Origin of the sequence: Anaerophaga thermohalophila DSM 12881, assembly GCF_000191885.1 — a bacterium.
Taxonomy (GTDB): Bacteria; Bacteroidota; Bacteroidia; order Bacteroidales; family Marinilabiliaceae; genus Anaerophaga; species Anaerophaga thermohalophila.
In genome coordinates this window covers 214,491-239,318 of sequence record NZ_AEWI01000001.1, presented here as the reverse complement: position 1 = coordinate 239,318, position 24,828 = coordinate 214,491, and the positions used below count along the sequence as shown (strand labels likewise).

Annotated in this window: 12 protein-coding genes and 1 pseudogene; 10 read left to right on the top strand and 3 right to left on the bottom strand. The window is 40.1% G+C overall.

Translation table 11 applies throughout. From position 1 onward, the window contains the following. Positions 1 to 62 precede the first annotated feature (62 nt). The 5 genes and pseudogenes from ATH1_RS0101050 (at position 63) to ATH1_RS0101030 (ending at position 4,941) form a co-directional block, all read left to right on the top strand. The gene (locus tag ATH1_RS0101050) at positions 63 to 1,337 is read left to right on the top strand and encodes an AGE family epimerase/isomerase (RefSeq protein WP_010416374.1); all 1,275 of its coding nucleotides are present in this window, start codon (positions 63 to 65) and stop codon (positions 1,335 to 1,337) included. 140 nt (positions 1,338 to 1,477) lie between these two features. Continuing rightward, positions 1,478 to 2,491 carry a hypothetical protein gene (locus ATH1_RS18735; protein ID WP_211208049.1) on the top strand — a complete coding sequence of 338 codons (1,014 nt, stop codon included), beginning with the start codon at positions 1,478 to 1,480 and terminating at the stop codon, positions 2,489 to 2,491. Positions 2,492 to 2,825: 334 nt separating this feature from the next. After that, positions 2,826 to 4,010, top strand: coding sequence for a redoxin family protein (locus tag ATH1_RS0101040; protein ID WP_010416371.1), 1,185 nt, complete (start codon positions 2,826 to 2,828; stop codon positions 4,008 to 4,010). Positions 4,011 to 4,037: 27 nt separating this feature from the next. Continuing rightward, positions 4,038 to 4,154 (top strand): annotated as a pseudogene (locus tag ATH1_RS22685) (hypothetical protein); the annotation flags it as partial. A 238-nt stretch (positions 4,155 to 4,392) separates the two neighbouring features. Further along, positions 4,393 to 4,941 (top strand): hypothetical protein, encoded by a 549-nt coding sequence (locus ATH1_RS0101030; protein WP_010416366.1) that lies wholly within the window; start codon positions 4,393 to 4,395, stop codon positions 4,939 to 4,941. A gap of 280 nt (positions 4,942 to 5,221) precedes the next feature. Here ATH1_RS0101030 and ATH1_RS0101025 read toward each other — a convergent pair whose 3' ends face one another. From ATH1_RS0101025 to ATH1_RS0101015, 3 genes are read right to left on the bottom strand one after another with little or no spacing between them, the layout of a single operon-like run. Continuing rightward, positions 5,222 to 6,118, bottom strand: coding sequence for a PorP/SprF family type IX secretion system membrane protein (locus ATH1_RS0101025; protein WP_010416363.1), 897 nt, complete (start codon positions 6,116 to 6,118; stop codon positions 5,222 to 5,224). Positions 6,119 to 6,175: 57 nt separating this feature from the next. Beyond that, complete coding sequence (locus tag ATH1_RS0101020) at positions 6,176 to 13,552, bottom strand: Ig-like domain-containing protein (RefSeq protein ID WP_425358280.1); 7,377 nt, start codon at positions 13,550 to 13,552, stop codon at positions 6,176 to 6,178. 13 nt (positions 13,553 to 13,565) lie between these two features. Beyond that, positions 13,566 to 14,798 (bottom strand): MBG domain-containing protein, encoded by a 1,233-nt coding sequence (locus tag ATH1_RS0101015; protein WP_010416357.1) that lies wholly within the window; start codon positions 14,796 to 14,798, stop codon positions 13,566 to 13,568. An 809-nt stretch (positions 14,799 to 15,607) separates the two neighbouring features. Between ATH1_RS0101015 and ATH1_RS0101010 the strand changes: the two genes are divergently transcribed. The 5 genes from ATH1_RS0101010 to ATH1_RS0100990 all read left to right on the top strand — a co-directional run bounded on the left by ATH1_RS0101010 (position 15,608) and on the right by ATH1_RS0100990 (position 24,587). After that, positions 15,608 to 16,087 (top strand): RagB/SusD family nutrient uptake outer membrane protein, encoded by a 480-nt coding sequence (locus ATH1_RS0101010; protein ID WP_139035166.1) that lies wholly within the window; start codon positions 15,608 to 15,610, stop codon positions 16,085 to 16,087. Positions 16,088 to 16,319: 232 nt separating this feature from the next. Then, on the top strand, positions 16,320 to 17,621 hold the full coding sequence (locus ATH1_RS0101005; RefSeq protein ID WP_010416349.1) for a hypothetical protein: 1,302 nt from the start codon (positions 16,320 to 16,322) through the stop codon (positions 17,619 to 17,621). A gap of 109 nt (positions 17,622 to 17,730) precedes the next feature. Beyond that, on the top strand, positions 17,731 to 19,902 hold the full coding sequence (locus ATH1_RS0101000; protein ID WP_010416347.1) for a hypothetical protein: 2,172 nt from the start codon (positions 17,731 to 17,733) through the stop codon (positions 19,900 to 19,902). 820 nt (positions 19,903 to 20,722) lie between these two features. Further along, on the top strand, positions 20,723 to 22,810 hold the full coding sequence (locus ATH1_RS0100995) for a glycoside hydrolase family 31 protein (protein WP_044114716.1): 2,088 nt from the start codon (positions 20,723 to 20,725) through the stop codon (positions 22,808 to 22,810). 193 nt (positions 22,811 to 23,003) lie between these two features. After that, positions 23,004 to 24,587 carry a glycoside hydrolase family 43 protein gene (locus tag ATH1_RS0100990; RefSeq protein ID WP_010416341.1) on the top strand — a complete coding sequence of 528 codons (1,584 nt, stop codon included), beginning with the start codon at positions 23,004 to 23,006 and terminating at the stop codon, positions 24,585 to 24,587. Positions 24,588 to 24,828 lie beyond the last annotated feature (241 nt).

Sequence of the window (24,828 nt, the reverse complement as noted above, 5' to 3'; positions counted from 1 at the left end):
GCGTGAATCCCGGCTCGCTGCTTTGCGTTTAAATACTTCAGAATATTCATAAATAAAGGATCATGAAAGGAATATTCAATATAAGAATAAGAAGGATAGGAATGCTGCTTTTACTGTCAAGTTCCGTTTTCTCCTTTTCCTGTTCAAGGGTAGATAAGGAGGCTATTCTTTATCAGGAAATCATCAGTGATTTAAAGGGGAATATCCTGCCTTTTTGGGAGAAGTATTCGGTGGACCCCCGCGGAGGCTTTTATGGCGCTCTTGCTTTTGACGGGACCCCGATTGAAAATGCAGATAAAGGTTGTGTTTTGAATGCCAGAATTTTATGGACATTTTCATCGGCATACCGGATATTGGGCGATTCCCTGTTTTTGAATCTGTCAAACCGGGCACAACGCTATTTTATTGATCATTTTATTGATAAAGAGGAGGGAGGAGTCTACTGGACCCTGAATGCTGACGGAATGGCTAAAGATACAGACAAACAAACTTATGGAATTGCATATGCGATTTATGGATTATCGGAGCATTATCGTGCTACCCAAAACAAGGAAAGCCTGGATCAGGCTATCGGGCTATATCGCTGTCTGGAAGATCATGCCTTCGACCCGGAATATGGCGGCTATATCGAATCATTTACCCGCGACTGGCAGAAGCCGGAAAGGTATGGCTATGACGGCGCAGGGGTGGCTGTCAAGACGATGAACACGCATATTCATGTGCTGGAAGCATATACAAATCTGTACCGGGTCTGGAAGGATGAGGGGCTACACCGGCAGCTGAAGGCTTTGACGGAGGTGCTGATCAGCAGGATCTATAATCCGCGAACACATCACCTGATGCTTTTCTTCAACAGGGAATGGCAAAGCCTGGAGGATATCGATTCGTATGGTCATGATATCGAAACCTCGTGGCTTTTGACAGAGACGGCTGAGGTAATGGGAGATGCTGAATTGAAGTCGAGGACGAAAATGATCGCTATCGACCTGGTGGATGCCCAGATGAAGGAGGCCATGAATACGGACGGTTCGCTGATCTATGAAAGGAACGGTAATCATTTCCGACGAGATTTACAGTGGTGGTGTCAGGCGGAAAGCGTGAACGGGCTGTTGAATGCCTGGCGGATATCGGGTGATAGAAAGTATTTGGAAGCTGCAGTTCACACATGGAACTGGATAAAAGACAACATGATCGACCGAAAATACGGTGAGTGGTACAGCTCTGTTTCAGAAGACGGGAAGGCGGATGTGCATGGACTGAAAGCCAGCATGTGGCGCTGCCCCTACCACAACAGCCGGATGGGACTCAGTATGATTAATGTGGTTGATAAGAAATAATGTTGTTCAAAAGGAACTGCATAATTATGAAAAAAATCGGTTATCTATTTATTTTTTTATGCATTGGCCTCGGGGTATATGCCGGAAATTATAAAAGTTTTAAAGTTTCAGTATATACCCGCGCATATGAAGTCGCAAAGATGAAAGATATGCATTGGCTCGACTCGACCTGGCAAGCCATATCAGCCCAAGCGAAAGTGGATAAGATATACCTGGAGACGCACCGCGATCTGCTGATTGTCCCGGATAAAACCATAGAGCAGGCTAAAAAATATTTTCAGGATCGTGGTGTTAAGGTAGCAGGCGGCATTACCTATACGATCAATGAATCGAACAATTTTCAGACATTTTGTTACACCAATCCGAAAAACCGGGAAAAAGTGAAAGAGATTGCGGAATACACGGCCAACCATTTTGATCAGTTTATTTTTGATGATTTCTTTTTTACCAACTGCAAGTGTGATCTGTGCATCAAAGCAAAAGGGGATATGAGCTGGACGGAATACCGGACAAAGTTAATGACGGAGGCTGGTCAGGATTTAGTGATCATCGCAGCAAAGAGCGTGAATCCGGAGGTTAAGATCATTATTAAATATCCAAACTGGTACGATCATTTTCAGGGGTTGGGATTTGATTTGGTTCATGGGCCGAAGATCTTTGACGGCATCTGGACCGGAACTGAAACCCGTGATCCGTCTTCAGCCCAGCATTTACAACAGTACCTGGGATATAATATTTTCCGGTATTTTGATAATCTTCGTCCAGGTTTTAATTTTGGTGGCTGGGTTGACGGAGGCGGAGTGCAAATGGGAATGGATAGGTATGCAGAGCAGTTATGGATCACCTTGTTTGCCAAGGCTCCGGAAATCGTTTTGTTTGACTACAGGCAGCTTTTAAATACAAAGATCAGGGAATCCTACCGGACACCATGGCAAGGTAAAGGTACCAGCTTTGACTGGGATACGATGATGATGTCCGTAAAACAAAAAGACGGATCGACAGTAGTTCCTATAAATGATTCGATAATTCGTTTTCATGCAGAGATAAAGGATGAAAGTCCTTATTTGCGGGGAGAGGTAAAACCGACCCATTCATTCGGGGTAACTATTATGCCTCATTCGTATCGCGTGTTTAAAAAGAGCTGGCCAGATTGAAGGAAGAAAAAGGGAATAAACTGGAATGGGAATTTAAGAAAAAGATGGGAACGGACAAAGAGTTAATGTAATCGGAAAAATGTATTTGTTGGTTGTCAATTAGCGAATTAAAAAAATTCCTCGAAATAGATTTTAATAACCTGATGATTGTACGAAATTTATAATTCGAAATATGGATAATGTTTTAAGTCGCAGGTTTAGTTTTTTATTACTCCCGGATGACAGTTGGAGTACGGATAAACGGAAATAGGGGGCGATAGATTGATTTCCGGGGATACAGAAAGATGATATAATTTTTTGGCATTAACTCAATGAGTTCATAAATATGAAGATTATGAAAAGGTACAGCATCAGTTTTATATTAATTGGTTTGATGGCTTGTCTGGTTTCTTGTCAGACAAATAAGCAGAGTGAAAATAACAGGACCGGGAATTTATTCGTTCCTCATCCTCAGTACGTGGAGAAGCAGGAGGTGAAGACCCTGAAGATAGGAATGGAGGCTCCTGACTTTACCTTGCCCGACATGAACGGGAACCAGGTCAGCTTAAAGGATTTTTCGGATGCCAAAGTTCTGGTTGTTGTATTTACCTGTCTTCATTGTCCGACAGCGCAGGCCTATGAAGACCGACTGATCCGCTATACGGCTGAATATAAGGACCGGGGCGTGCAGGTGGTCGCGATCATGCCGAACAGTAACCTGGCTCTGCTACCGGAAGAATGCGGGTATTCTGACCTGGATGACTCGTATGAAAACATGCGGATACGGGCGGCGGACAAGCATTTTAATTTTCCGTTTTTGTATGATGGCGATAATGAGGCTGTTTCGTTGAATTATGGTCCGACGACGACTCCCCATGTTTTTGTGTTTGACCGGGAGCGGAAACTGAGATATGTAGGGAACCTGGACCAGCATGAGAAACCGGGAACGGGCAATGCGGAGAACCTGCGGGCGGCGACTGATGCCGTGCTGGCAGGGAAAACAGTGGAAAATCCCGTTACCAAATCGTTCGGGTGTTCGATTAAGTGGGGCTGGAAGCAGGATTTGGCCCAAAGAGCGGACAAAATCTGGGAGGAGAAGCCGGTGAATCTTTCAGACCTGGACCTTGCCGGGATCAGGAAGCTGGTGGAAAACGATTCGAAAAAACTTCGTTTAATTAATGTTTGGGCAACCTGGTGCGCTCCATGTGTTATTGAGTATCCCGATCTGGTGAAAATTCAGCGAATGTACGGGCAGCGAGACTTTGAATTTATTTCGCTGTCAGTCGATAAAATGGAAAACAGGGAGAAGGTACAGGAGTTCCTTCAGAATGCTCATTCTGCTATTCAAAATTATATTTACAGCGAAGGGGATCATTATAAACTGATCGAGGCTATTGATCCTGAATGGAACGGTGCTTTGCCTTATTCAATGTTAATCGAGCCCGGGGGGAAAGTGGTTTGGAAATGCCAGGGGGCTGTTGATCCGGCTGAACTTAAGAAAACAATTGTCGATCATCCGATGATTGGCAGGTATTATTAACAGGTCTTTCAATAACAGGCATTTGAGCGGTTTATTCAAAGAGGCGGAGATTTTGTGGGCATTCATTCTGACACGATAACAGAATATAAGTGGCCATGGTATGGAAGATTGGTTGGGGTTTATGTTTTTCAAGCATCTTACTAATAAAACAGCAATTGCCCTCATAGGAGGAGCGCAGAGCAAAGTTCGGCGTCCGGAAACGAGCGGACAGGAACAGAAAACTAGAGATTAAAAATGTACAATAGCAATAATCAGAATAGAAATGATAAAAAAAGTAAAACTTCAAAGGCTTTGTCATTCATTTTTTGGTGTCAGGATGGTCGCGTTTTTCCTGTTCATGAATTTGTTGGTTGCAAATAATGTTTAGGCTCAAACCGAAGTGATGGCCTGGGGCAATTTGACCGGCATAAGGGTCGAAGGCCAGTTAATGGAATTTGAAACGAGCCTGAACGTGGTTGGAAAAGACTGGGTCTCAGTTACAGCAACCGGAAAGGAAAAGCAACAGCCAAAATACCACCGGGAAGGGGAAACCCAGAACGTAAACACATCACTGGGAGGAATTAAGTTTGTCCAATCGGTCAGGGAGAACGGAACAGGCAGTGCCATTGTTGACATTAGGTCCATTGCTCAAAAAGATACTTTAATAGAGGGCGTGTACTTTTGCATTGATATTCCCGGCGAGTATTATTCGGACGGGACTGTCCGGATCAATGGCTCATCACAGAGACAGGCAATTTCAGCATTATGCTCGGACGGGAATAAACTCCGGAAAGTGTTATTTACAAGGTCTGCGAAGTCCGTAATTACGAAGTTTATTTATCAGTATAAAATTTATCTAAGTTATTGGTCTGATGGACCTCGCATAATTGAGTTTTATACATGTTCTTATGTAACAAACCGTGCCATGCTCGTTTCATTCATAAACTTTTGAGACAAACTTTGTCATGTTCGCTTCAAAAATTTAAAACAACAACGAGTTTGGCAACAAAGGTGCTTTTCAAACCGGGCTCATATAGACAACAAGAACAACAAGCTACTGAATTTCTAATAGAGAAAGAATTCAGTAACTTGTTGTATTTTGCAAAGAGGTAGTTTAAAAAAAAAGTTTGTTGACTTTTTGCAATAAGCTAATAATTAATTTTTTGTGTTTAAAGTAACTGTTGGTAGTATAATAGACTGTTAGAGTTAAATTAAAATTCGATAAAAAGATTTTACCAGAGATTCTGTAAATTATAAGAGATAATGAATTCATGGGTACCACTGTTTGCTCTTGCCAGTTTATTCAGAGTAAAATCATAAGCGTATCCGGCTTTTAACTCTTCGGTTATTTGAATATTGAAAAAAGCACCTATTGCATCACCAATTCTGTAATGGATTCCCATGTAATAACTTTTTTGAAACAGGAATTGAGTTGTAATGTCAGCAATAATAGGGGAACCACCGCGCAAAAGGACGAGTGATGATGGAAGAAATACCCATTCGGGATTAATAGAAAAGTTATAACCTCCCATTAAAAAAACACCGGGATTATAAGCTTCGGAACTTTCTCTGTATTCATCGTTCAGTCTAACATGGATCAAACGGGGCGCTGAAATGCCGGCATAATATTTATCGGTATACAGGTAACCGCCAAAACCGAAATTGGGCGTTGTTCTTTTGATGTCTTCCTGGAAATTAACATCGTTGCTTTCTATTAAATCAAGATTACTTATTGCTGCATTGTAAATATTCAGGCCGGCCTGCAATCCCATCGACAAATTAATGTTGTCAAAAATCTTTATCTGATAGGCGTATGAAGCGGCGAAGTTCGTGTTATTTACCGGACCTATTTTTTCAGTCATTATATTCAGTCCCAGCCCAAAATTTTGTCCGGGATAAGGTGTGTGTGCAGCAAAATTATATGATGCCGGGCCGCCATCCAAACCAATCCATTGATGACGTGTTAAAAGATTCATGTTCAGTCCCGTCTCAGTTCCGGGAATAGCCGGATTTATTTCCAAAGGGTTATTTACATAGTTTGTAAACAATGGTTGTTCCTGGGCAAAAGTATCAATACTTATAGAGGCCGCTATTAATATGACTGATGAAATAAATTTATAGAGTTTCATTATTCATAAGGTTATTGTTGTTAATATATTGTTGATTTACATGGATGGTTTTGTTCCTTATTTTTTAAGAAAGACATTTCCTTTGTATTCTTTGCCGTTATCTATAACTTTTATGTAATAGAAATAGGTGCCAGTTGAAATAAGCGCATCGGAACCGAGGGTCTTTCCTGTTTTGCCGTCCCAGTCATTATTATAGTTATTATCCTTATATATTAACGCGCCCCAACGGTTATATATCCTGACAGATATACGGGAATACTTTTCGCTTCCTTCGATAACAAAATAATCGTTGATGCCATCGCCATCCGGAGAAAATCCTTCGGGAATCCGAATGCCATCAATATCTTCTTCAACCGGTTCTTCTACTTTAATAAATAGTTCGGCTGTGCTGCAATTTTCAGGATTGTCAGTGTTGCAAATTTCATAGATTAGAGCATCAGTTCCGGAGAAGTCGAAGAATGGATCATAAACAACGTTTCCGCTGTTGTCTATGGTTGCATTTCCGTTTTGGGGATGTTCAAAAATTCTCACAGACAGTGGTTTGTTATCAATGCCTGTATCGTTTGTCAATACATTGATGTTTCCTGTCTTGTTGAATTCAAGATTTAACGTGTCGTTGACGGCTATGATACTTTCAAAAACAGTTATATTAACTACCGCATTGTCGTAATCGTTGTTTGCGTCAGTAACTCTGTAAGTGAAAGTTGTTTGTCCCAGAAATTCCTGATTGGGTGTAAAGGTGACCGTCAAATCATTTTCAACAACTGCAGTACCATCCTGAGAAGGAGAAATGATTTCAACGCGCAGAGGCGTATCATTGATTCCTGTATCATTAGCAAGAATATTTATGTTAACTGGCGTTTCCTGTGCGGTTGTGGTATGGTCGTCAGATGCTTCTGGAATTATGTTTTCTTCATCCCTGATGGTTACTGTTACAGTAGCCATATCGTAATCACCATGTATATCAGTGACTTTATATACAAAAGATGTTGTCCCGGTTTTGTAATAGGACGGAATGAAGATGATAATATTTTCTTTATTTATTATAGCAGTTCCCGAAAATGAATGTTGTACTATACTTACACTTTCTATTCCATCTTCGAGACCGGAATCATTGGCTGTTACATCGATTCTGACAGGTGTGTTGACGTACGTCACAGCTTGATCATCGTTGGCAACAGGTACATGATTTTCTATTCCTTTTTCAAGAACTGTGACAGTTACTTTAGCGTTATCACTCGCATTATTTGCATCAGTGACTGAATAAAAAAACGTAGATGTTCCAACAAATCCGGAAGCAGGCGTAAAAGTTACGGTGTTATCGGAATTTACAGCAACTGTTCCTTCTTCTTCTGGAGGATTGGTTGTGACTGAGACGGTTACCGGTGAATTGTCCAATCCGGTATCATTTCGCAGCACATCAATATTAACAGGCGTTTCGAATTCTGTAGCTCTTGAATCGTCATTGGCTACGGGTACAACAGGTATTATTTCAGAAACATTAACCGAAACCGTGGCTATGTCGTTGTCGCCATGAATATCGGAAACGCGATAAACAAAAGTGTCATAACCTACAAACATATAAGATGGGGAATAATGGATGGACCTGTCTTCGGTTATTGTGACATTTCCAAAGTGAGGTTCTGACATAATTTCCAGATTTCCAAATCCGTCTTCCAGTCCTGCATCGTTGCTTAAAACGGCAATTTCTACCGGAACATTCATGATGGTTGTGGCTTCATCATCGTTTGCCACCGGTATATGATTTGTAAAACCTTCTTCAAGGACAAGGATTGTTACCATGGCATCATCGGAAGCGCCGTTGTTATCAGTAACAGTGTATTCAAAGGTAACTTCACCGGAAAATCCGGTTTCAGGTGTAAACGTTACCGAGTTGTCGTTGTTTATCGTAGCGGTACCATCGGTAGGGGCTGATGATATTTCAACATTGACGGGCTGATTTTCCAGTCCTGAATCATTTGATAAAACATCTACTATTACTGCTGTTTCGAATTCAGTAGCTCTGGAATCATCGTTTGCAACGGGTGTTATTGAATTTATGTCAATAACATTAATCGAAACGGTTGCAATGTCGTTATCGCCATGAATGTCTGAAATGCGGTAAACAAAGGCATCGTTTCCTACAAACATGTATGAAGGTGAATAGTTGATTGTTCTGTCTTCATTAACAGAAGCATTGCCAAATAAGGGCTCCGAAATAATTTCCATCTTTCCGAAGCCATCCTGCAGGCCGGCATCGTTATTTAAAACGCTGATGTCAATCGGTTCATTGATGTATGTATTTGCATTGTCATCGGTTGCTTCAGGTATATGGTTTGTTACGCCTTCTTCAAGAACAATAACAATGATATTTGCATTGTCGGAAGCTCCATTGACATCAGTTACAGTATATTCAAAATTAATGGCTCCACTAAAGTCATTCGCAGGAGTGAATGTAACCGTATTGTCGGTATTAACCCCGGCAGTTCCCATAGTCGGGGATGATGTAATCTCAACGTTGAGTGGCAGGTTTTCCAAGCCGAAGTCGTTATCAAGAACATCAATAGTAACAGGTGTTTCGAATTCGGTTGCTCTTGAATCGTCATTGGCTACGAGTACAACAGGTATTATTTCAGAAACATTAACCGAAACCGTGGCAATATCGTTGTCGCCATGCACATCGGAAACACGATAAACAAATTCATCGGAGCCTATAAACATATAGGATGGAGAATAGGTGATGGTTCTGTTTGGATTAAGAGAAACGGTTCCAAATTCAGGTACTGCTATTATTTCCATATTTCCAAATCCGTCTTCCAGACCGTTATCGTTGGCCAAGACCGGAATATCTACGGATGTATTTATACTTGTGTTGGTTTCATCGTTATTTGCTGACGGGATATGATTTATAACACCCTCTTCAAGGACAAAGACTGTAACTATGGCATTGTCGGAAGCTCCGTTATTGTCTGTAACGGTGTATTCAAAGGTAACTTCACCGGAAAATCCGGTTTCAGGTGTAAACGTTACCGAGTTGTCGTTGTTTATCGTAGCGGTACCATCGGTAGGGGCTGATGATATTTCAACATTGACGGGCTGATTTTCCAGTCCTGAATCATTTGATAAAACATCTACTATTACTGCTGTTTCGAATTCAGTAGCTCTGGAATCATCGTTTGCAACGGGTGTTATTGAATTTATGTCAATAACATTAATCGATACGGTTGCAATGTCGTTGTCGCCATGAATGTCTGAAATGCGGTAAACGAAGGCATCGTTTCCGATAAACATGTATGAAGGTGAATAGTTGATTGTTCTGTCTTCGTTAACAACAACAGTTCCATACTCAGGATCTGATATAATTTCCAGTTGGGCAAATCCGTCTTCCAATCCGGCATCATTGCTTAGAACAGGAATGTTGACCGGGACATTTATTTTAGTAGTGGTTTCGTCATCATTTGCTGTTGGGATGTGATTTGTAACACCTTCTTCGAGCACGAAGATTGTAACCACGGCATTATCTGAAGCTTCATTATTGTCTGTGACCGTGTATTCAAAAGTAATTTCACCACTGAACCCATTTGCCGGTGTGTATATAATTGTATCATTTCTTATTTCAGTTGTGCCGGTAGTTGGGGCTGTTGATACTTCAACAGTTAATGGAACATTATTAAGTCCCGTATCGTTGGTAAGAACATCTATCTCTACAGGTGTTTCAAATTCGGTTGCTCTGGAGTCGTTATTGGCAACAGGAACAGCAACAGTTGCATTGGATACTTTAATGGTAACGGTGGCATAATCATAGTCGCCATGTACATCAGACAACTTATAGGTGAAGATGTCATTTCCGGTGAAATCAGTAACCGGTGTATAAGTAATGGTGCGATTAGAGTTTACAATAACGGTTCCATTGTCAGGATTTGATGCTACGTCCAATGCACCAAAACCATCTTCTAAACCAGTGTCATTGTTTAAAACCAGAATGTCTATGGATTGATTTTTACATATTTCAACATAGTCGTTGTTCGCCTGAGGAACATGGTTTATTATCCCTTCGTTAAGAACGATGATTGAAACAGTGGCTTCATCGCTGTTATTGCCATTATCGGTTACTTGATAAGTGAATGTTGCTTCACCACTAAATCCGTTATCCGGGGTGAATGTAACAGAATTATTACTGTTTACACTTACCTGTCCGTTTTCAACAGATGAGGGTACAGTAACCGAGACAGGAATATTTTCTAAACCTTCATCATTATCCAAAACATCAATGGAAACAGACGTTTCATATTCTGTCGCACATGAATCATTATTGGCAACGGGAAGTTCCCAGATATGGGCAGTGGTCACAGGTGCGTTTTCCAGTGAAACTGTATAGTTTTCCACCTGTTCACCATCAACCTCGATATTATTAATTGAAACGGTTTTGTTGTATCCGGGCTCGGGAGAATCGAACCGGGCAACTACAGATTTAATAAACAGATCATCACCAATTATTCGGCCTGAGATACCCAGGTTATTACTGCTGATGGTTGCATCTGTTGTGCCATCGTATGATTTGTTGTTGACACTAAAACTACCTGAGATAAAGACTGTTTTCGGAATAATGTTACCTGTTGTCGAGGGAGCATTATTGAGATTAAGATTGTAATTTTCCGGATAATCTCCATCAAGTTCAGCATTTGTAATGGTTACCGGAATTTGTGTGCCTACATTGCGATTATTAAAAGTGGCTTCAATATTTTGAAGCAAAATGTTGTCAATGCTTTCAATCCCATTTATTTCCAGGTTATTCACACTTATGGAAGCATCATAATCTCTGTTATAAGTTTTATCATCTACTTCAAAACTGCCGGACAGTGTTACTTCTTTGGGTGTAATACCGGCAGTTGTTGTGAAAGAAGATGAGACAAGTGTATAATTATTGCCATCATTTCCGCCCGAGATAGCAATTTCTACTGTTACCACTTTATCAGTGCCTGCATGTCTGTTTGTAAATTCAGCATTGATGGAGAATGTTATATTATCGCCATCAATTCTGTTGTCAGTGAAAGAGACATTTGAGGCGTTGACCGTTTCCGTTCCATCGTAGGTTTTGTTTCCAACTGTTATGTTTTTTATTTCCAATGGACGGGGAGTGATATCAGCAGTGGTTGATGCTGATGTTGTTGATAATGTGTAATTTGCTGCATCGGCGCCACCCGAAATGGAGATGTTGGTAATATTTATTGTTTTGTTAGTACCAACATTTTTATCTTCAAACGCTGCATCAAAGCTGAATGAAATATCATCGCCACTTATTCTGTTATCGTTGAAAGTTATTGATGACGATGACACTAAAGCATTTCCATTGTAAATCTTATTGGATGCAGTGAAGCCAGACAATATAATTTCAGCTGGATTTATTGTTGCAGTTGTTGCAGGCAGATTTAGTTCATAGGCAGCAGCATCTTCGCCGGTAAGCGTCAATCCACTGATAATCACCGTTTTATTTTCCCCGGCATTACTGTCCTCAAAAGACGCTGTAGCCGATGAAGTATCAAGCGTTACATCATCTCCTGGTTGTATTCCGACAAGACTGCCCCATGAGTTAATAGTTGCATCAGTATTGCCATCATAAGTTTTATCGGCAATATCCAGCCCTGAAATTTCCAGAGTTGTCTTTGCGATTACACTAAGATTTCCTGGGATGTATGAGATATTGTAATTCGATAAATTTGTTCCGGTTGCATTAGAGATGCTGATTGTATATTCTCCTATTACAGCATCTGCAACAGCTCCGTCGCTCTGGATGGAAACGGAAGTGACTTCATCGTTTCCAACAAGCCCCAAGACACTAAAATCTTTTGATGGATAGTTTTCATCAAAATTGTATGCTATTCCTTCTGTTTTGCTGAAACTGGATGCTTTTATTACAAGTTCTTTTTTATTTACAGAAAAACTACTCGGCGTAAGCGGTGAAAAATTATAATTCGGGTCGGTAGCATTGCCAATGGAAATTGTAGTTGAGTACGTTCCTGCCGGATCAAATTGCTGATAGGTTGTACCCGTTTGGAATTCCGTGTTCATCAGGTTTGCTTCTGTGTCACCATTTACAAAACCGTTGTATGATATAGTGACTGATGGTTCGGGAGCGCCATAAGTTATATCTTGAGCAGATGCAATAACTTCAAGATCTCTTTTTTGCACCAGAAATTGGGATGAGTTAAGGCCAAAGCTGTAATTATTGTCATTGGCGGAGCCTAAGTTAATGATTGTATTATATGTCCCGGCAGGATCACCCTGATTGTAATTTGTACCGGTAATAAATTCATTATTGTCGAGTACGTCCTGATTGTCTGTGTCGTAGAAACCATTGTAAGAAAGTGAAACTGCCGGAACTGCATCGCCATAAAAAATATTTGGGGCAGTGGCAGTAACATTAAGTGTTCGTTTTTCAACAGAGAATTCTGATGTGTGAAGTTCAAAGTTGTAATTGTCATCGCTGGCTGAGCCCATGGACAGGGTGGTATAGTATGTTCCGGCATTGTCTCCCTGCGAATAATTTGTTCCCGTTGAAAAATTCGTATTATCAAGGTTTTCTTCGTTGTCGCCGTTGATAAAGCCATCGTATTGTAGCGAAATTGCAGGTTGTGGATCCCCATAAACTACTGTTGAATTAACAATAGCCGTAACAGAAAGAGTTGCCTTTCCTACATTGAATTCGGTGGTCATAAGAGAGAAAGCGTAATTCAAATCAGATGCGTTTCCGATGGATAAAATGGTCTCATACGTCCCTGCAGGATCATATAGATGGTATGTTGTGCCGGTGTTAAAATCTGTATTATCAAGAACACTTTCATTTTCGCCTGCAATGAATCCCTCGTAGAAAAGGGTGACATCAGGTGGTTGGCTGCCAAAAGTAATATCGCTGGCCACTGCAGTAACTAAAAGCTCTTTTTTGTTGACGGTGAAATTGCTCGTCAAAAGCAAATTAAAAACATAGTTATTGTCTGTTGCTGTTCCTAATTGTATGGTTGTAGAGTATAAACCTGCATTTTCCCCCTGTGAGTAATTTGTTCCTGTAATAAAACCCGTGTTGTCCAAATCGGCAGGGCTGTCATTGTTATAAAACCCTTGATATGTAATGAATACATCAGGCTCAGCATCACCATACACGATATCTTGCGCTTCAGCGATTACTGTAAGTGCTTTTTTATTTACATGGAAATTAGTTGATGTTGTGGAAATGGAATAATTGTTATCAGTTCCGCTTACAGTTAATATGGTTTGGTAAGTACCTGCGTCATTGCCTTGCGTATAGTTAGTTCCTGTTGTAATGGTTACGCTGTTTGAAAGGTCGGAAGCATTGTCGTTTCCTACAAATCCACTATAGGTTAGAGAAACAGCAGGTTCAGGGTCACCGTATGATATGTCATCTGCGGTGGCTGTTATTTGCAGGTCTTTTTTAAGCTACCGTTATGTTGCCATCATTCAGGATAAAAGAATAATTATTGTCAGAAGCTGTGCCTTGCGTTAAATCTATTGCATAGACACCCGTGTCGGCATATCTGTTGTATGATGTGCTTAGTTGAAAGTTGGTATTGTCCAGCACTGACGCATCTTCGTTATTAACAAAGCCTGAATAGGAAACTGTTAAGGACGGGACATCATCTCCGTAAATAATTTCATGAGAATTAGCAGTAACCTGAAGCGGGCTTTTTGTAATTGTGCCCGTCCCGTCAGGAGCTCCGGATAATGATAATACATAATTATCGGCATCCGCTCCGGTTAGTCCTGCACTGACAATTTTAACTGCCTTATTTGTTCCTGCATTTCCATTGTAGAAAGAAACAACAACGTTACTAAGAACTACGTCGTCGTCATTGACCACTCCTGAAAGTTGAAGATTATTGGTTGCTATCTGAGCAGATGTGGTTCCGTCATAAGTCCTGTCAGAAACAGTAAATGACCCATTAATAGTAAGCTGTATTTTATCAACTACTTGGCCCTGGAATCCCGACAAGTCAATTCCGGTTACGTTGGGGCAGTATATGGTGCCTGTGCCAGTGGCTTGGTTATTGCCTTCAGGATGGCCGGTTATTGCCTCGGCAATCAGAACTCCGTTTATTGTAAGAACAGCATTTTGATGAAGCTGAATTTCCCCATCCAATGAAGCATTTGCCTCTTCTGATATATTGAATGTAAGGTCGCTGTGATTAACAATATCTCCGTTGCTGGTTGTGAAAGATGATTGATCGTTCAGAGTAATGGTAAAATAAGATTGTCCCTTGACAAAACCATTATTTAGAACAAAGCATCCCTGATCGTTTAGCTCAATGGAAAAGTAATCATGGGCTTCGTCCACGCTTCCGTTTAGTTCAAAACAACCATTTCCGGAGACATTGATAGAGAAATAAATATGTGGATTAATGTTTCCATTAACAATCAAATGTCCCAACACATTTATCGTGCAATTATCATTAAAAACAAGGTTTTCTCCATCCGGAATGAATACTTCATGGTTGGCTTTGATGTTAATGGTGACATTGTTGCCAAAGCTGTATCCCGGGGTTACCCCTCCCCATGTGGCAGGATCGTCCCACGATCCCGACTGGACAGTCTGATACGTTTGTGAATAAAGAATAAACGATTGGCAAAAGAAAAGAAGAGTAAGTGGTAAAAATTTCAAAAATTTCATAATGCTAATGAAGGGTTTAATCGGTTAATTATTAATAAAAATTATTGAATTGTTCTCTGATATTTGCCTGAAATACTTCCTTGAATGATAATATGTTTATATAAGTGATATTCTTGCAGGCAAGCGGAGAAGCCAATCTACTCAGCTTCCCGATATTGATCGGGAATTTAGAAAAGGTAAGGCTTTCATCCGTATAAAATTTATTTATTAAGGTCGGATGGAACTCGCATGATTGAGATTTATACATCAACTTTTGTGACAAACCTTATCATGCTCGTTTCATTAAAAAAAAATGGTGAAAACCAACATTTTCTAAATTGAAGTTAACTCTAAGTAGAGTGCTTCGCATAATTCGTTTCGCTCAATTTAATGTCTTAATCCTAATATTCGAGTTTGTAAAGCCTTTCTGCATCTCTTTATTAATAATAAGTACAGAAGGAAATATTTATATATCCAACTTTAAAAAATTGTTTGGTTCCGGCTTGTATTTAATAATTTGTAATAAGCAATTTTAAAAACAAAAAAATAAAAAAAATAATAAAATATGATGAATGTCATTTTTATTTAGACGAACAGCGAAACTTCTTTTATTAAAAAAATGAGTGCAGTATTAAGTCAAAATCAAGATGTTTAAGTTTTTTGTGCCAGAGTTAACTCATTGTTAATGAGAATTTATAGGTATAAAATTTATTTACTAAGGTCTAATGGAACTCGAATGAATGATTTTATACATAAACTTTTGTGACAAACTTTGTCATGCTCGTTTTAAAAATTTAAAACCTCAATGAATTTGGCAACAAAGATGCTTTTTGGACCGGGCTCATATTCCGCCAATCGGTAGTACCGTAAATCCTACTACTCCATGGATAATGTTTCGGTATGCCGAAATACTTTTGAATTATGCTGAAGCTTCTTTTATGTTAGGTACAACTGAGGGTGAAGAAACAGCACGGCAATATTTAAATATGGTGCGTAACAGACCTGGCGTTGAAATGCCTCCTGTTGAAGCAACGGGAGAAGACTTATTGGGACGCATCAGGCATGAGCGTCGAATTGAATTAGTGTTTGAAGGCCATCGCTATTTCGATGTGCGCAGATGGAAAATTGCCGATGAAACAGAGTCTGAAAATATTATGGGTGTTACTATTGAGAAGAGTGGCAATACCCAGACTTATACCCCAAAGCAACTTGTCGAACGAAGCTGGGATGACAAATTGTATCGTCTACCTATTCCTCAGGTTGAAATAGACAGGAGTAACGGTGCTCTTGGCCAAAATCCTGGTTATTGAAAAACGGGCCGTCCAAATTTTAGTGTATATAATTATTTGAAATTAGGGGAATTTTCAGGGTATTGTCAAAGGGCAGATTGGTTTCTGTATTTTCTTTACGATAATCGATGATGTGGCAAAGAGTGATAATAAGGACTGAAAAGAGAACAACTGCTTTTTGAGATACCCGGGTTTAAGATGTTTGGACGGCCTATTTCTTTTATTATTTAATTTAGAAACAAATATTTTTATTATGCTTCGAGTGGTTTTTGTGTTTTTGTTCAGCACTTTATTGTTGATTTGTAATGCTCAGGTAAAATACCCTGATATTACTTCCGATGAGACCAATGAGTTCTCGTCTAAAATATCCAACCATTATATGCCTGTTATTGGTGTATGGGTATGGACAGAAAATAATTTAGCACCGAATGGTTTTAAGAAAAATTTGGATGAAGCGGGAGATAATTCTCCTGTCAATTTGCTGGTTCCTTTTCTTCGTTTTCCTGATAAAGAAGTAGTCGATCAGGAAGTTTACAATCAAGTGAAACTTGCTGCTGAGTATGCCGTAAAAAAAGGCATTGGTTTATTGCCCGATATTGATGTCCGGTCTGCACGGCGGGCATTTAAAAATAAGTATCCCGGAGAACAACAGGAAATGCTGAGACTTAAAGAAACCCGGTTGTTGCCGGATGAAACAAAAGAAATTAGTGTTGTCAGTATTAAAGACCTGAATGATCATTATTCAGGGGGGAATATTCCTAAATATAATGCAACAGAAAGCAATGTTTTGCGCATTTATGGTTACTCGAAGAATAATGGGGAAATACTTCCGGCCTCAGTAAAAGATATTACTGATTTATGTGAGATTGTATACGAAAGCAAAGATTCGGTTTGTATTCGTTTACCGGCTTCAAATGAAAACCAGTATTCGCATGCTTGTGCAATGATATCTTTTACTTTATTTTACCCGGATGTTTTTGGTTCTCATTTAATTGATTTTCAGAGAGAAATTATTGAACAATATGGAAATTTGCCTTTGGCAGGGGCTTGTAAAGATGAATGGGGCTTTCCACCTTATTATCCGAGATATTACTCAGAGGGTGCCTATGATTTTTGGTTTTCGGAACATATGGCAAAAGAGTATTCCGAAAGAACCGGCGGACGAGAGTTACTTTCCGATTGTTTTCTTATGGGTTTCGGTTCAAAAGGAAAGAAAACTGAAAGACAGGTGGCCATCAACCATTTTATGGAAATGGTAAGGACAAGAAATGTTGAAATTGAGAATGATGTTTTCGTAGATGCAATCGGCGTTGTTGGAGTCCGGCTTGATGAAAACGGAGAATTGGACGCTTTGGTTGCAAGTGGCCTAAATGAGTTTACCAGAGGTGATTTTAAAATCAGTCTTGATAAACGGACTGATATTGCATTGTGGAGGAATGGAGAAGGTAAATGGAAAGGAGTTATTCAGGCCTACAAGCCAATGGAAATTCCCGATGCATTGAAGGCAATAACCACAGATTGGGAATTTTTGAAGGCAACTGTCCCACCCAAATAACTTTGATATGAAAATTTGGATGACTTAAGAACTTAATCCTGTTTTTTATTATTTCCTGAATATTCTGATCTGATCTGTTCTGTATTTCATTCTGATAAATTTTTTTCTTATGAATATCCGAAAAGAAGAAAGTCTCTACATTGTTTCAAATCTTTTTACAGTATTAATTTTTTTGATACTTGTATCTTGCCAATCCCGACCTGAAGCAGAGTCAATTGACAGGTATGCCTTAGTAAATCGTCATAATATTTCAATTGAGAAATGTGACCCGATGACTCCATTGTCTGTTGGCAACGGCAATTTTGCGTTTACAACTGATATTACCGGGCTTCAGACTTTTTTTAAGAAGTATGAAAAGGGCATCCCGCTTGGCACCATGTCTAACTGGGGGTGGCATTCGGTGCCGAACAGAGAAGATTTTGAAAGGTCTGAAACTTACAATTTATGGAAGGTTGATGGGAGAAAAGTACCTTACGAAGATCAACTCCGGACATCACCCAGAGCTATAGAAGCGGCCAATTATTTCAGATCGAATCCCCATCGCCTTCATCTGGGTATAATTCGTCTGAAAATTACAAAATCTGATGGGAAAGAAATAGGTATTGATGATGTTCAAAATCCCAATCAAAAACTCAACTTATGGAAGGGCGAAATAGAGAGTGAGTTCGAGATTGAAGGAGAATCTGTTAAAGTTCAGGTTTTTGTTCATCCGGAAAAAGATTTGGTTTCTGCGAGAATCGAATCTCCCCTGATCAAGAGTCAACAGTTATCAGTTGAATGGCTTTTTCCTTATGGCGCTCCGATTCATACGCATCCGGGATATGATTTTAGTTCGCCTGAAAAGCACTCTTCTAATCTGGATACAACATCTGATTCTTCTGCAATTATTCGGCGTGAACTTGATTCTACAACATATTATACAGGAATTACCTGGACCGGAAATGCAGGTTTGGGAAAAACCGGGGAACACAAATTTCTTTTAACACCAAATACGGATCAACAATCTTTTGAGTTTTCCTGTTTATTTTCCCCGTCGACAATTGAGTCGAAATTGCCTGATTTTAAGGAAACTAAAGAAAATAACCTGAAGCAATGGGAAGAATTCTGGATGACAGGTGGCGCCATTGATTTTTCCGAATGTACCGATCCCAGGGCAAAAGAGCTGGAAAGGCGTACCGTTTTATCGCAATATCTGACAAAAATTAATGGATCGGGGAATTTACCGCCACAAGAGACTGGTCTGACTTTTAACAGTTGGTTCGGGAAGTTTCATTTGGAAATGATTTGGTGGCACAGTGCTCATTATTACAACTGGCAGCGATCCGGGTATGTTGAAGACCAATTATCGTATTACAGCGATATTTTTGAGCAGGCTAAAGAATTTACCCGATTGCAGGGGTATGATGGCGTTCGTTGGCCAAAAATGGCAGGACCCGATGGTTTTAACAGCCCGTCTTCTGTTGGTTCTTATTTGATCTGGCAGCAACCGCATCTGATTTATCTTGCCGAACAGCAATATCAGTCTAATCCAACAGATGAAGTGCTCAGAAAGTACGCCGAAATGGTGTTTGAAACAGCCGATTTTATGGCCGACTTCGCTGTTTATGATGATTCGTCGGATACTTATCAACTTAAGCCGCCTTTAATTCCTGCACAGGAACATTGGAACCGTGAAACAACAGAAAATCCTCCCTTCGAGTTGGCTTACTGGCATTGGGGATTGTCAACAGCCCGGAAATGGAAAAAACGGTTAAATCAGAATTTTGATGAAAAATGGGAGAAAGTCCGAACTCACTTAATAAATCCTGTTTCAGCCGACAATGTTTATCTGGGAATTGGCAATGCGCCGGATTCTTATACCAATCCTGAGAATATGCGTGATCATCCTATGGTTTTAGGTACCTATGGCATGTTACCACTCTGGAATAAAGTGGATACAGCCATTATGCACAACACGTTGAAAACGGTGATGGAGCGATGGAGTTGGGAACACACCTGGGGCTGGGATTATCCGATGGTTGCCATGTGTGCAACACGCCTGAATGAGCCTGAAATTGCTCTTAACGCCTTGCTAATGGATGTACAAAAGAATACCTTTCTGAAGAATGGTCATAATTATCAGGATGACAGGTTGAAAATATACCTTCCGGGAAATGGTGGTTTCCTGAAAGCCATTGCCTTGATGTGTGCGGGGTGGGATGGATGTGATACCCAAAATCCCGGGTTCCCGAAAAACGGAAAGTGGAATGTGAAGTGGGAAAACTTAAATCCTGATTTTTAGGTTGTTGTGAGCACATAATTTGTAATTGTACGATACCTTCAGCGTCGCTTTTAATCGGTTAATAGCTTCTATAAACATGGAAAATGTTTTAAAAGTCGGAAGTTTAATGTTTTTTGTTATTCCGAACGCAGTGAAGAATCTCATTTTTAACGATATTAGAAGATTAAAGGCATACAGAATAATAGCGATGATGACTTCTTAGACAACTTCGTTCAATTGAAATATAAAAACATGACCCATTGTGGGTCAACTGTTTATAGGACAGAGTGTTTATGTTAGAGTCGATTCCCAGGGCGGATCGTACAATTTATGTATATTTGGTATTTCCTAATCTGGACAATTTGTCGGATTAGCTAATTGCTACGCAATTATTTTTTGTCGTCAACGAAACGACGGGAAGGAGTCCGAAAACACCTTAAAAAATCAATTATGATGTTGTCAATGACACGAATGACTGTCGCATCAAAGATGCGACTAAATTCGTGTTAATTCGCGCAAATTCGGTGATCCAAACAACAAATGGCGCAGCCATTTTTATAGATATTTTGCCAAAGAATACAACAAAATTAGAGATAAGGTACTACGTTTTTTCAGGACAAGCCTGAAAAAAAACCCTATGCGGGATTTACAACTTAAACAACATGTTGGTTAGTTTACTGCGCTAAGCGCCTAATGAAACTTTGCGTCCGTGCGTCTTTGCGTTTAGACTTTCTTAATTGACTATTATTGTTTTACATGATAATATGAATTATCTTACATCTAAAAATCTAAAAATCTAAGAGTCTAAAAATCTATTTTCTGATATTTAATCTTTTGTGCTATGAAAAAGTTGTTATTGTTTTTTATTGTTGTTTTGTTGACTTCCGCTTGTCAACAGAAAAAACTTGGTCATTCCTATATGAGTGATGATGGACAGCTTGCCATCCAGCTTGACCTTGAGTATCTGCCAAATCCATTGGTTGTTAGTGGAGAAGAAGGAGCTTTATTTTTCGATACTGAATCAGGGCGTATTTGGATCAATGATCTTCCTGACAATGAAACCTGGAAAGACTCTTCTTATTTTGCCAGGTGGATAAGAGACGACCGTGAAATTGAATTATCGGTGGAAGCTGCTGATCAACATTACAATTTTTCTTTAAGGGCCAATCCTGCTGATGATATTCTGAAGTGGGGCTTTGGTTTGTCTGCCACTTCGGATGAATATTTTACGGGACTTTTTGAACGAACCGTGGACGGGAATCAAAAAGAATCATGGAAAGAAGGCATCGAAACAGCGATGAATTTACGCGGCGAAGCGGTTGATATGATTATCAAACCGACCCTTTCGTTGTATACCCCGTTTTATCTCTCATCAAACAATTACGGAATGTTTGTGGAGGGAACCTGGCCGGGGCATTATGATTTTTGTAAATCAGACCCTGATCTGGTACAAATAGCATTTGAAGGACCATCATTTTCATCAAAGATTTACACGTCAACAGATCCTGCCGATATTGTAAAACTACATACTTTAAACAGTGGTCCTGTTTTGGTTCCTCCAAAGTGGGCTTTTCAGCCCTGGAGATGGCGCGATAATCATGTTTATCAGGATGAATATTATGATGGAACTAAAGTGAATGCACCATACAACAGTCAGTTGGTTGAAGATATTCTGATGATGGAAGCATTTGATATTCCCTGTGGTGTTTATTGGGTTGACAGGCCGTGGGCAAAAGGTTATCATGGCTATGCTGATTTTGAGTGGGATACTGATCGGTTCCCGAATCCCGAAAAGATGATAGATTGGCTGAATAGCCGCGATATCAGGTTTATGGTATGGATAGCCCCCTGGGTGGTTGGTGATATGCAAAAAACAGCTGATGAAAAGGGGTATTCAATTCCAATCAAAGGCCCTGCCGGAGGAGTTGATCCTGATTCAATAGCACTGCTCGATTTTACCAATCCTGAAGCTTGTAAATGGTGGCAGGAGAATGGCTTGGAAAAGTTGTTAAAGCAAGGTGTTGCCGGGTTCAAACTGGATCGTTCGGAAGAGTTGGTTCCTGAAACCCGTGATATTTTTTTTGCTGATGGTCGGACATCCCGGGAAGTCAGGAATGAATATCCCGTATTATATGCAAAAACAGTATATGAAAGTGCCCGGAAGATTCATGGCGATGACTTTGCATTGCTGACACGTGCCGGCTATACCGGAAGTTCGCGATATACTTCGTTTTGGGGTGGCGATATTGGTTCACCTCAGGAAGGTTTGCGGACTGCCATAATTGCTCTGTTGCGTAGTTCTGTTATTGGTTTTCCTATCTGGGGTTCTGATATAGGCGGATATTGGCAGGGTGACCTCGACCGTGAAGTTTTTGCACGCTGGCTGGCATTTGGTTGTTTCAGTCCCATTATGGAGGTTGGGCCAACAGAAGATTTGGCTCCCTGGTGCATGAACTCCGAACCTTCTTACGACGAGGAATTAATTGCTATATGGAGGTTGTATGCAAAAATTCACTCCAATCTGGCAGATTATAGTTATGAACTTGCTTTAAATGCGAATAAAACGGGAATGCCCATGGCACGACCATTGTTTTTACAATTCCCTGATCAGAAGGAAGCATGGGACGATTGGCAAACATTCATGTACGGGAATGACATTCTTGTTTCAGCCATTTGGAAGAAAAGTGTAACATCTCATAAATTATATCTTCCTGCCGGTGAAAACTGGAAAGATGCCTGGAGCGATGAAGGTAAAGTGTATGAAGGCGGGCAATGGATTGACGTGGCAACACCAATGTACAAGATTCCGGTTTTTATTCGTGAAGGTTCGGAAATTGATCCTGGCAACCTCCAAAAGCTTTATGAAGAATCTTTGGAGATTGCAAAAACAAAGCCCGACCTGACTGCATTGGAGAAAGAAGCTTTTTAGTTTATATCTGTAATTAATAAAACGCAGAGACGCCAGGACGCAAATTTTTTAATAGAGAAAATTGACATTTTGTCTGTTACTAATTATTTATATGTTCAATAAGACTCTCTTATTATCAAACCTTTGCGTCTTCACGTCTCTGCGTTCAGACTTCTGTAGTAGATTCTTGTTTCGTCAATTAAAACTTGATATTATGCAAATTAAAAAGGCTCTGATTCTGGTTGTTGCATTTTTTGTAACACTGCCTGCCTTATCACAGGTTTGGAACCCAAACATTGATGCAGAAACCTATAAAAACCCCATCATTTTTGCCGATTATTCCGATCCGGATGTCATTAGGGTAGGGGACGATTTTTATATGGTGGCATCTAGTTTCAACTGTATGCCCGGAATTCCGGTACTTCATTCAAAAGATTTGGTTAATTGGCGAATCATTAATCATGTATATGATGCGCTACCACTTGAAAAATTTAATTGGCCTCAGCATGGACGAGGCGCATGGGCGCCGGCTTTGAGACACCACGAAGGCCGGTTCTATGTTTATTTTTGTACCCCTGATGATGGCTTGTTTATGGCCGAAACCGACAACCCTATGGGAGATTGGGAACTGCATTGGATCGAAAATATTGCCAACTGGGAAGATCCCTGTCCGCTTTGGGACGATGACGGGAATGCTTATCTGGTCAGAAGTAAGGTTTGTGGCGATGAATTGTACATTCACCGGATGAGTGCTGATGGTAGACATTTATTGGACAACGGTCAGCTTGTATATAAGGACAAAGAAACTAACCCTGTTATTGAAGGTCCCAAGTTTTTGAAAAAGGACGGGTACTACTATATACTGGCACCTGCTGGTGGAGTACCTACCGGCTGGCAAACTGTTTTGAGGTCAGAAAATATTTATGGCCCATATGAAGAAAAAGTAGTTTTACATAAAGGAAATACAGAAATCAACGGACCCCATCAGGGAGGTTTGGTGCAATTGAAATCGGGAGAATGGTGGTTTGTTCATTTCCAAAGTCGCTATTTTATGGGACGTGTTGTTCATCTTCAGCCTGTAGTTTGGAAAGATGGATGGCCGCTGATGGGTGAAGATATTAACGATGATGGAATTGGCGAACCTGTGATGACTTATGGGAAACCCGATGTTGGCAAAGTGTATGATGAAGCTCTTCCTCAAACATCTGATGAATTCAATGGTAACAAATTGGGGTTGCAATGGCAGTGGCAGGCCAATCCTAAAAAGGAATGGTATTCGCTAACTCAAACAGATGGAGTGATCCGACTACATTCAGTCAAGAATCCCACTCAGAACGGAAATTTCTGGTTTGTACCGAATCTGTTGCTTCAGAAATTTTCTGCCCCATCATTTACAGCAACAACAAAAATTAGTTTTCACCCGGAGCTTATTGGTGAAAAAGCAGGATTGACAGTGATGGGCAAACAATGGGCCTATATTGCTTTGGAAAATTCGGAGGACGGAATAAAACTCGGCCTGTTTGAAGGTGACTATAATCAATGTCACGATCTGACAAAAGAAATTTCCACTGTTCCATATAATGCTGATCATTGTTTCTTGAGGGTTGAAGTTGATAAGGGATTATGTAGATTTAGCTACAGCGTTGATAATGAAGAATTCATAGAAGTTGCAGATGACTACCAATTCAAATCTGTTCCGGGATTATGGATTGGTGCCAAAGTTGGTATATTCAGCATTAATCCCAACTTACGTGAGATCGACGGTTTTGCTGAGTTTGACTGGTTCAGAATGGAGTGATATTTTTATCCGTATAAAATAAGTCTAAGTTATTGGTCGAATGGAACTCGCATGAACGAGTTTTATACATGTTCTTTTGTGGCAAACTTTGCCATGCTCGTTTCATCCCGAAGTAGTTTTTGTAAGGTAAAAAAACAACAAAAAGCACATTGGAGACTCGGTTTTTGGCGGCTTTGCAATACCCGAAGATGTCCGGATAAGCTTTGCATCAGGCACTTTCAGAACATACAAATTGTATAAG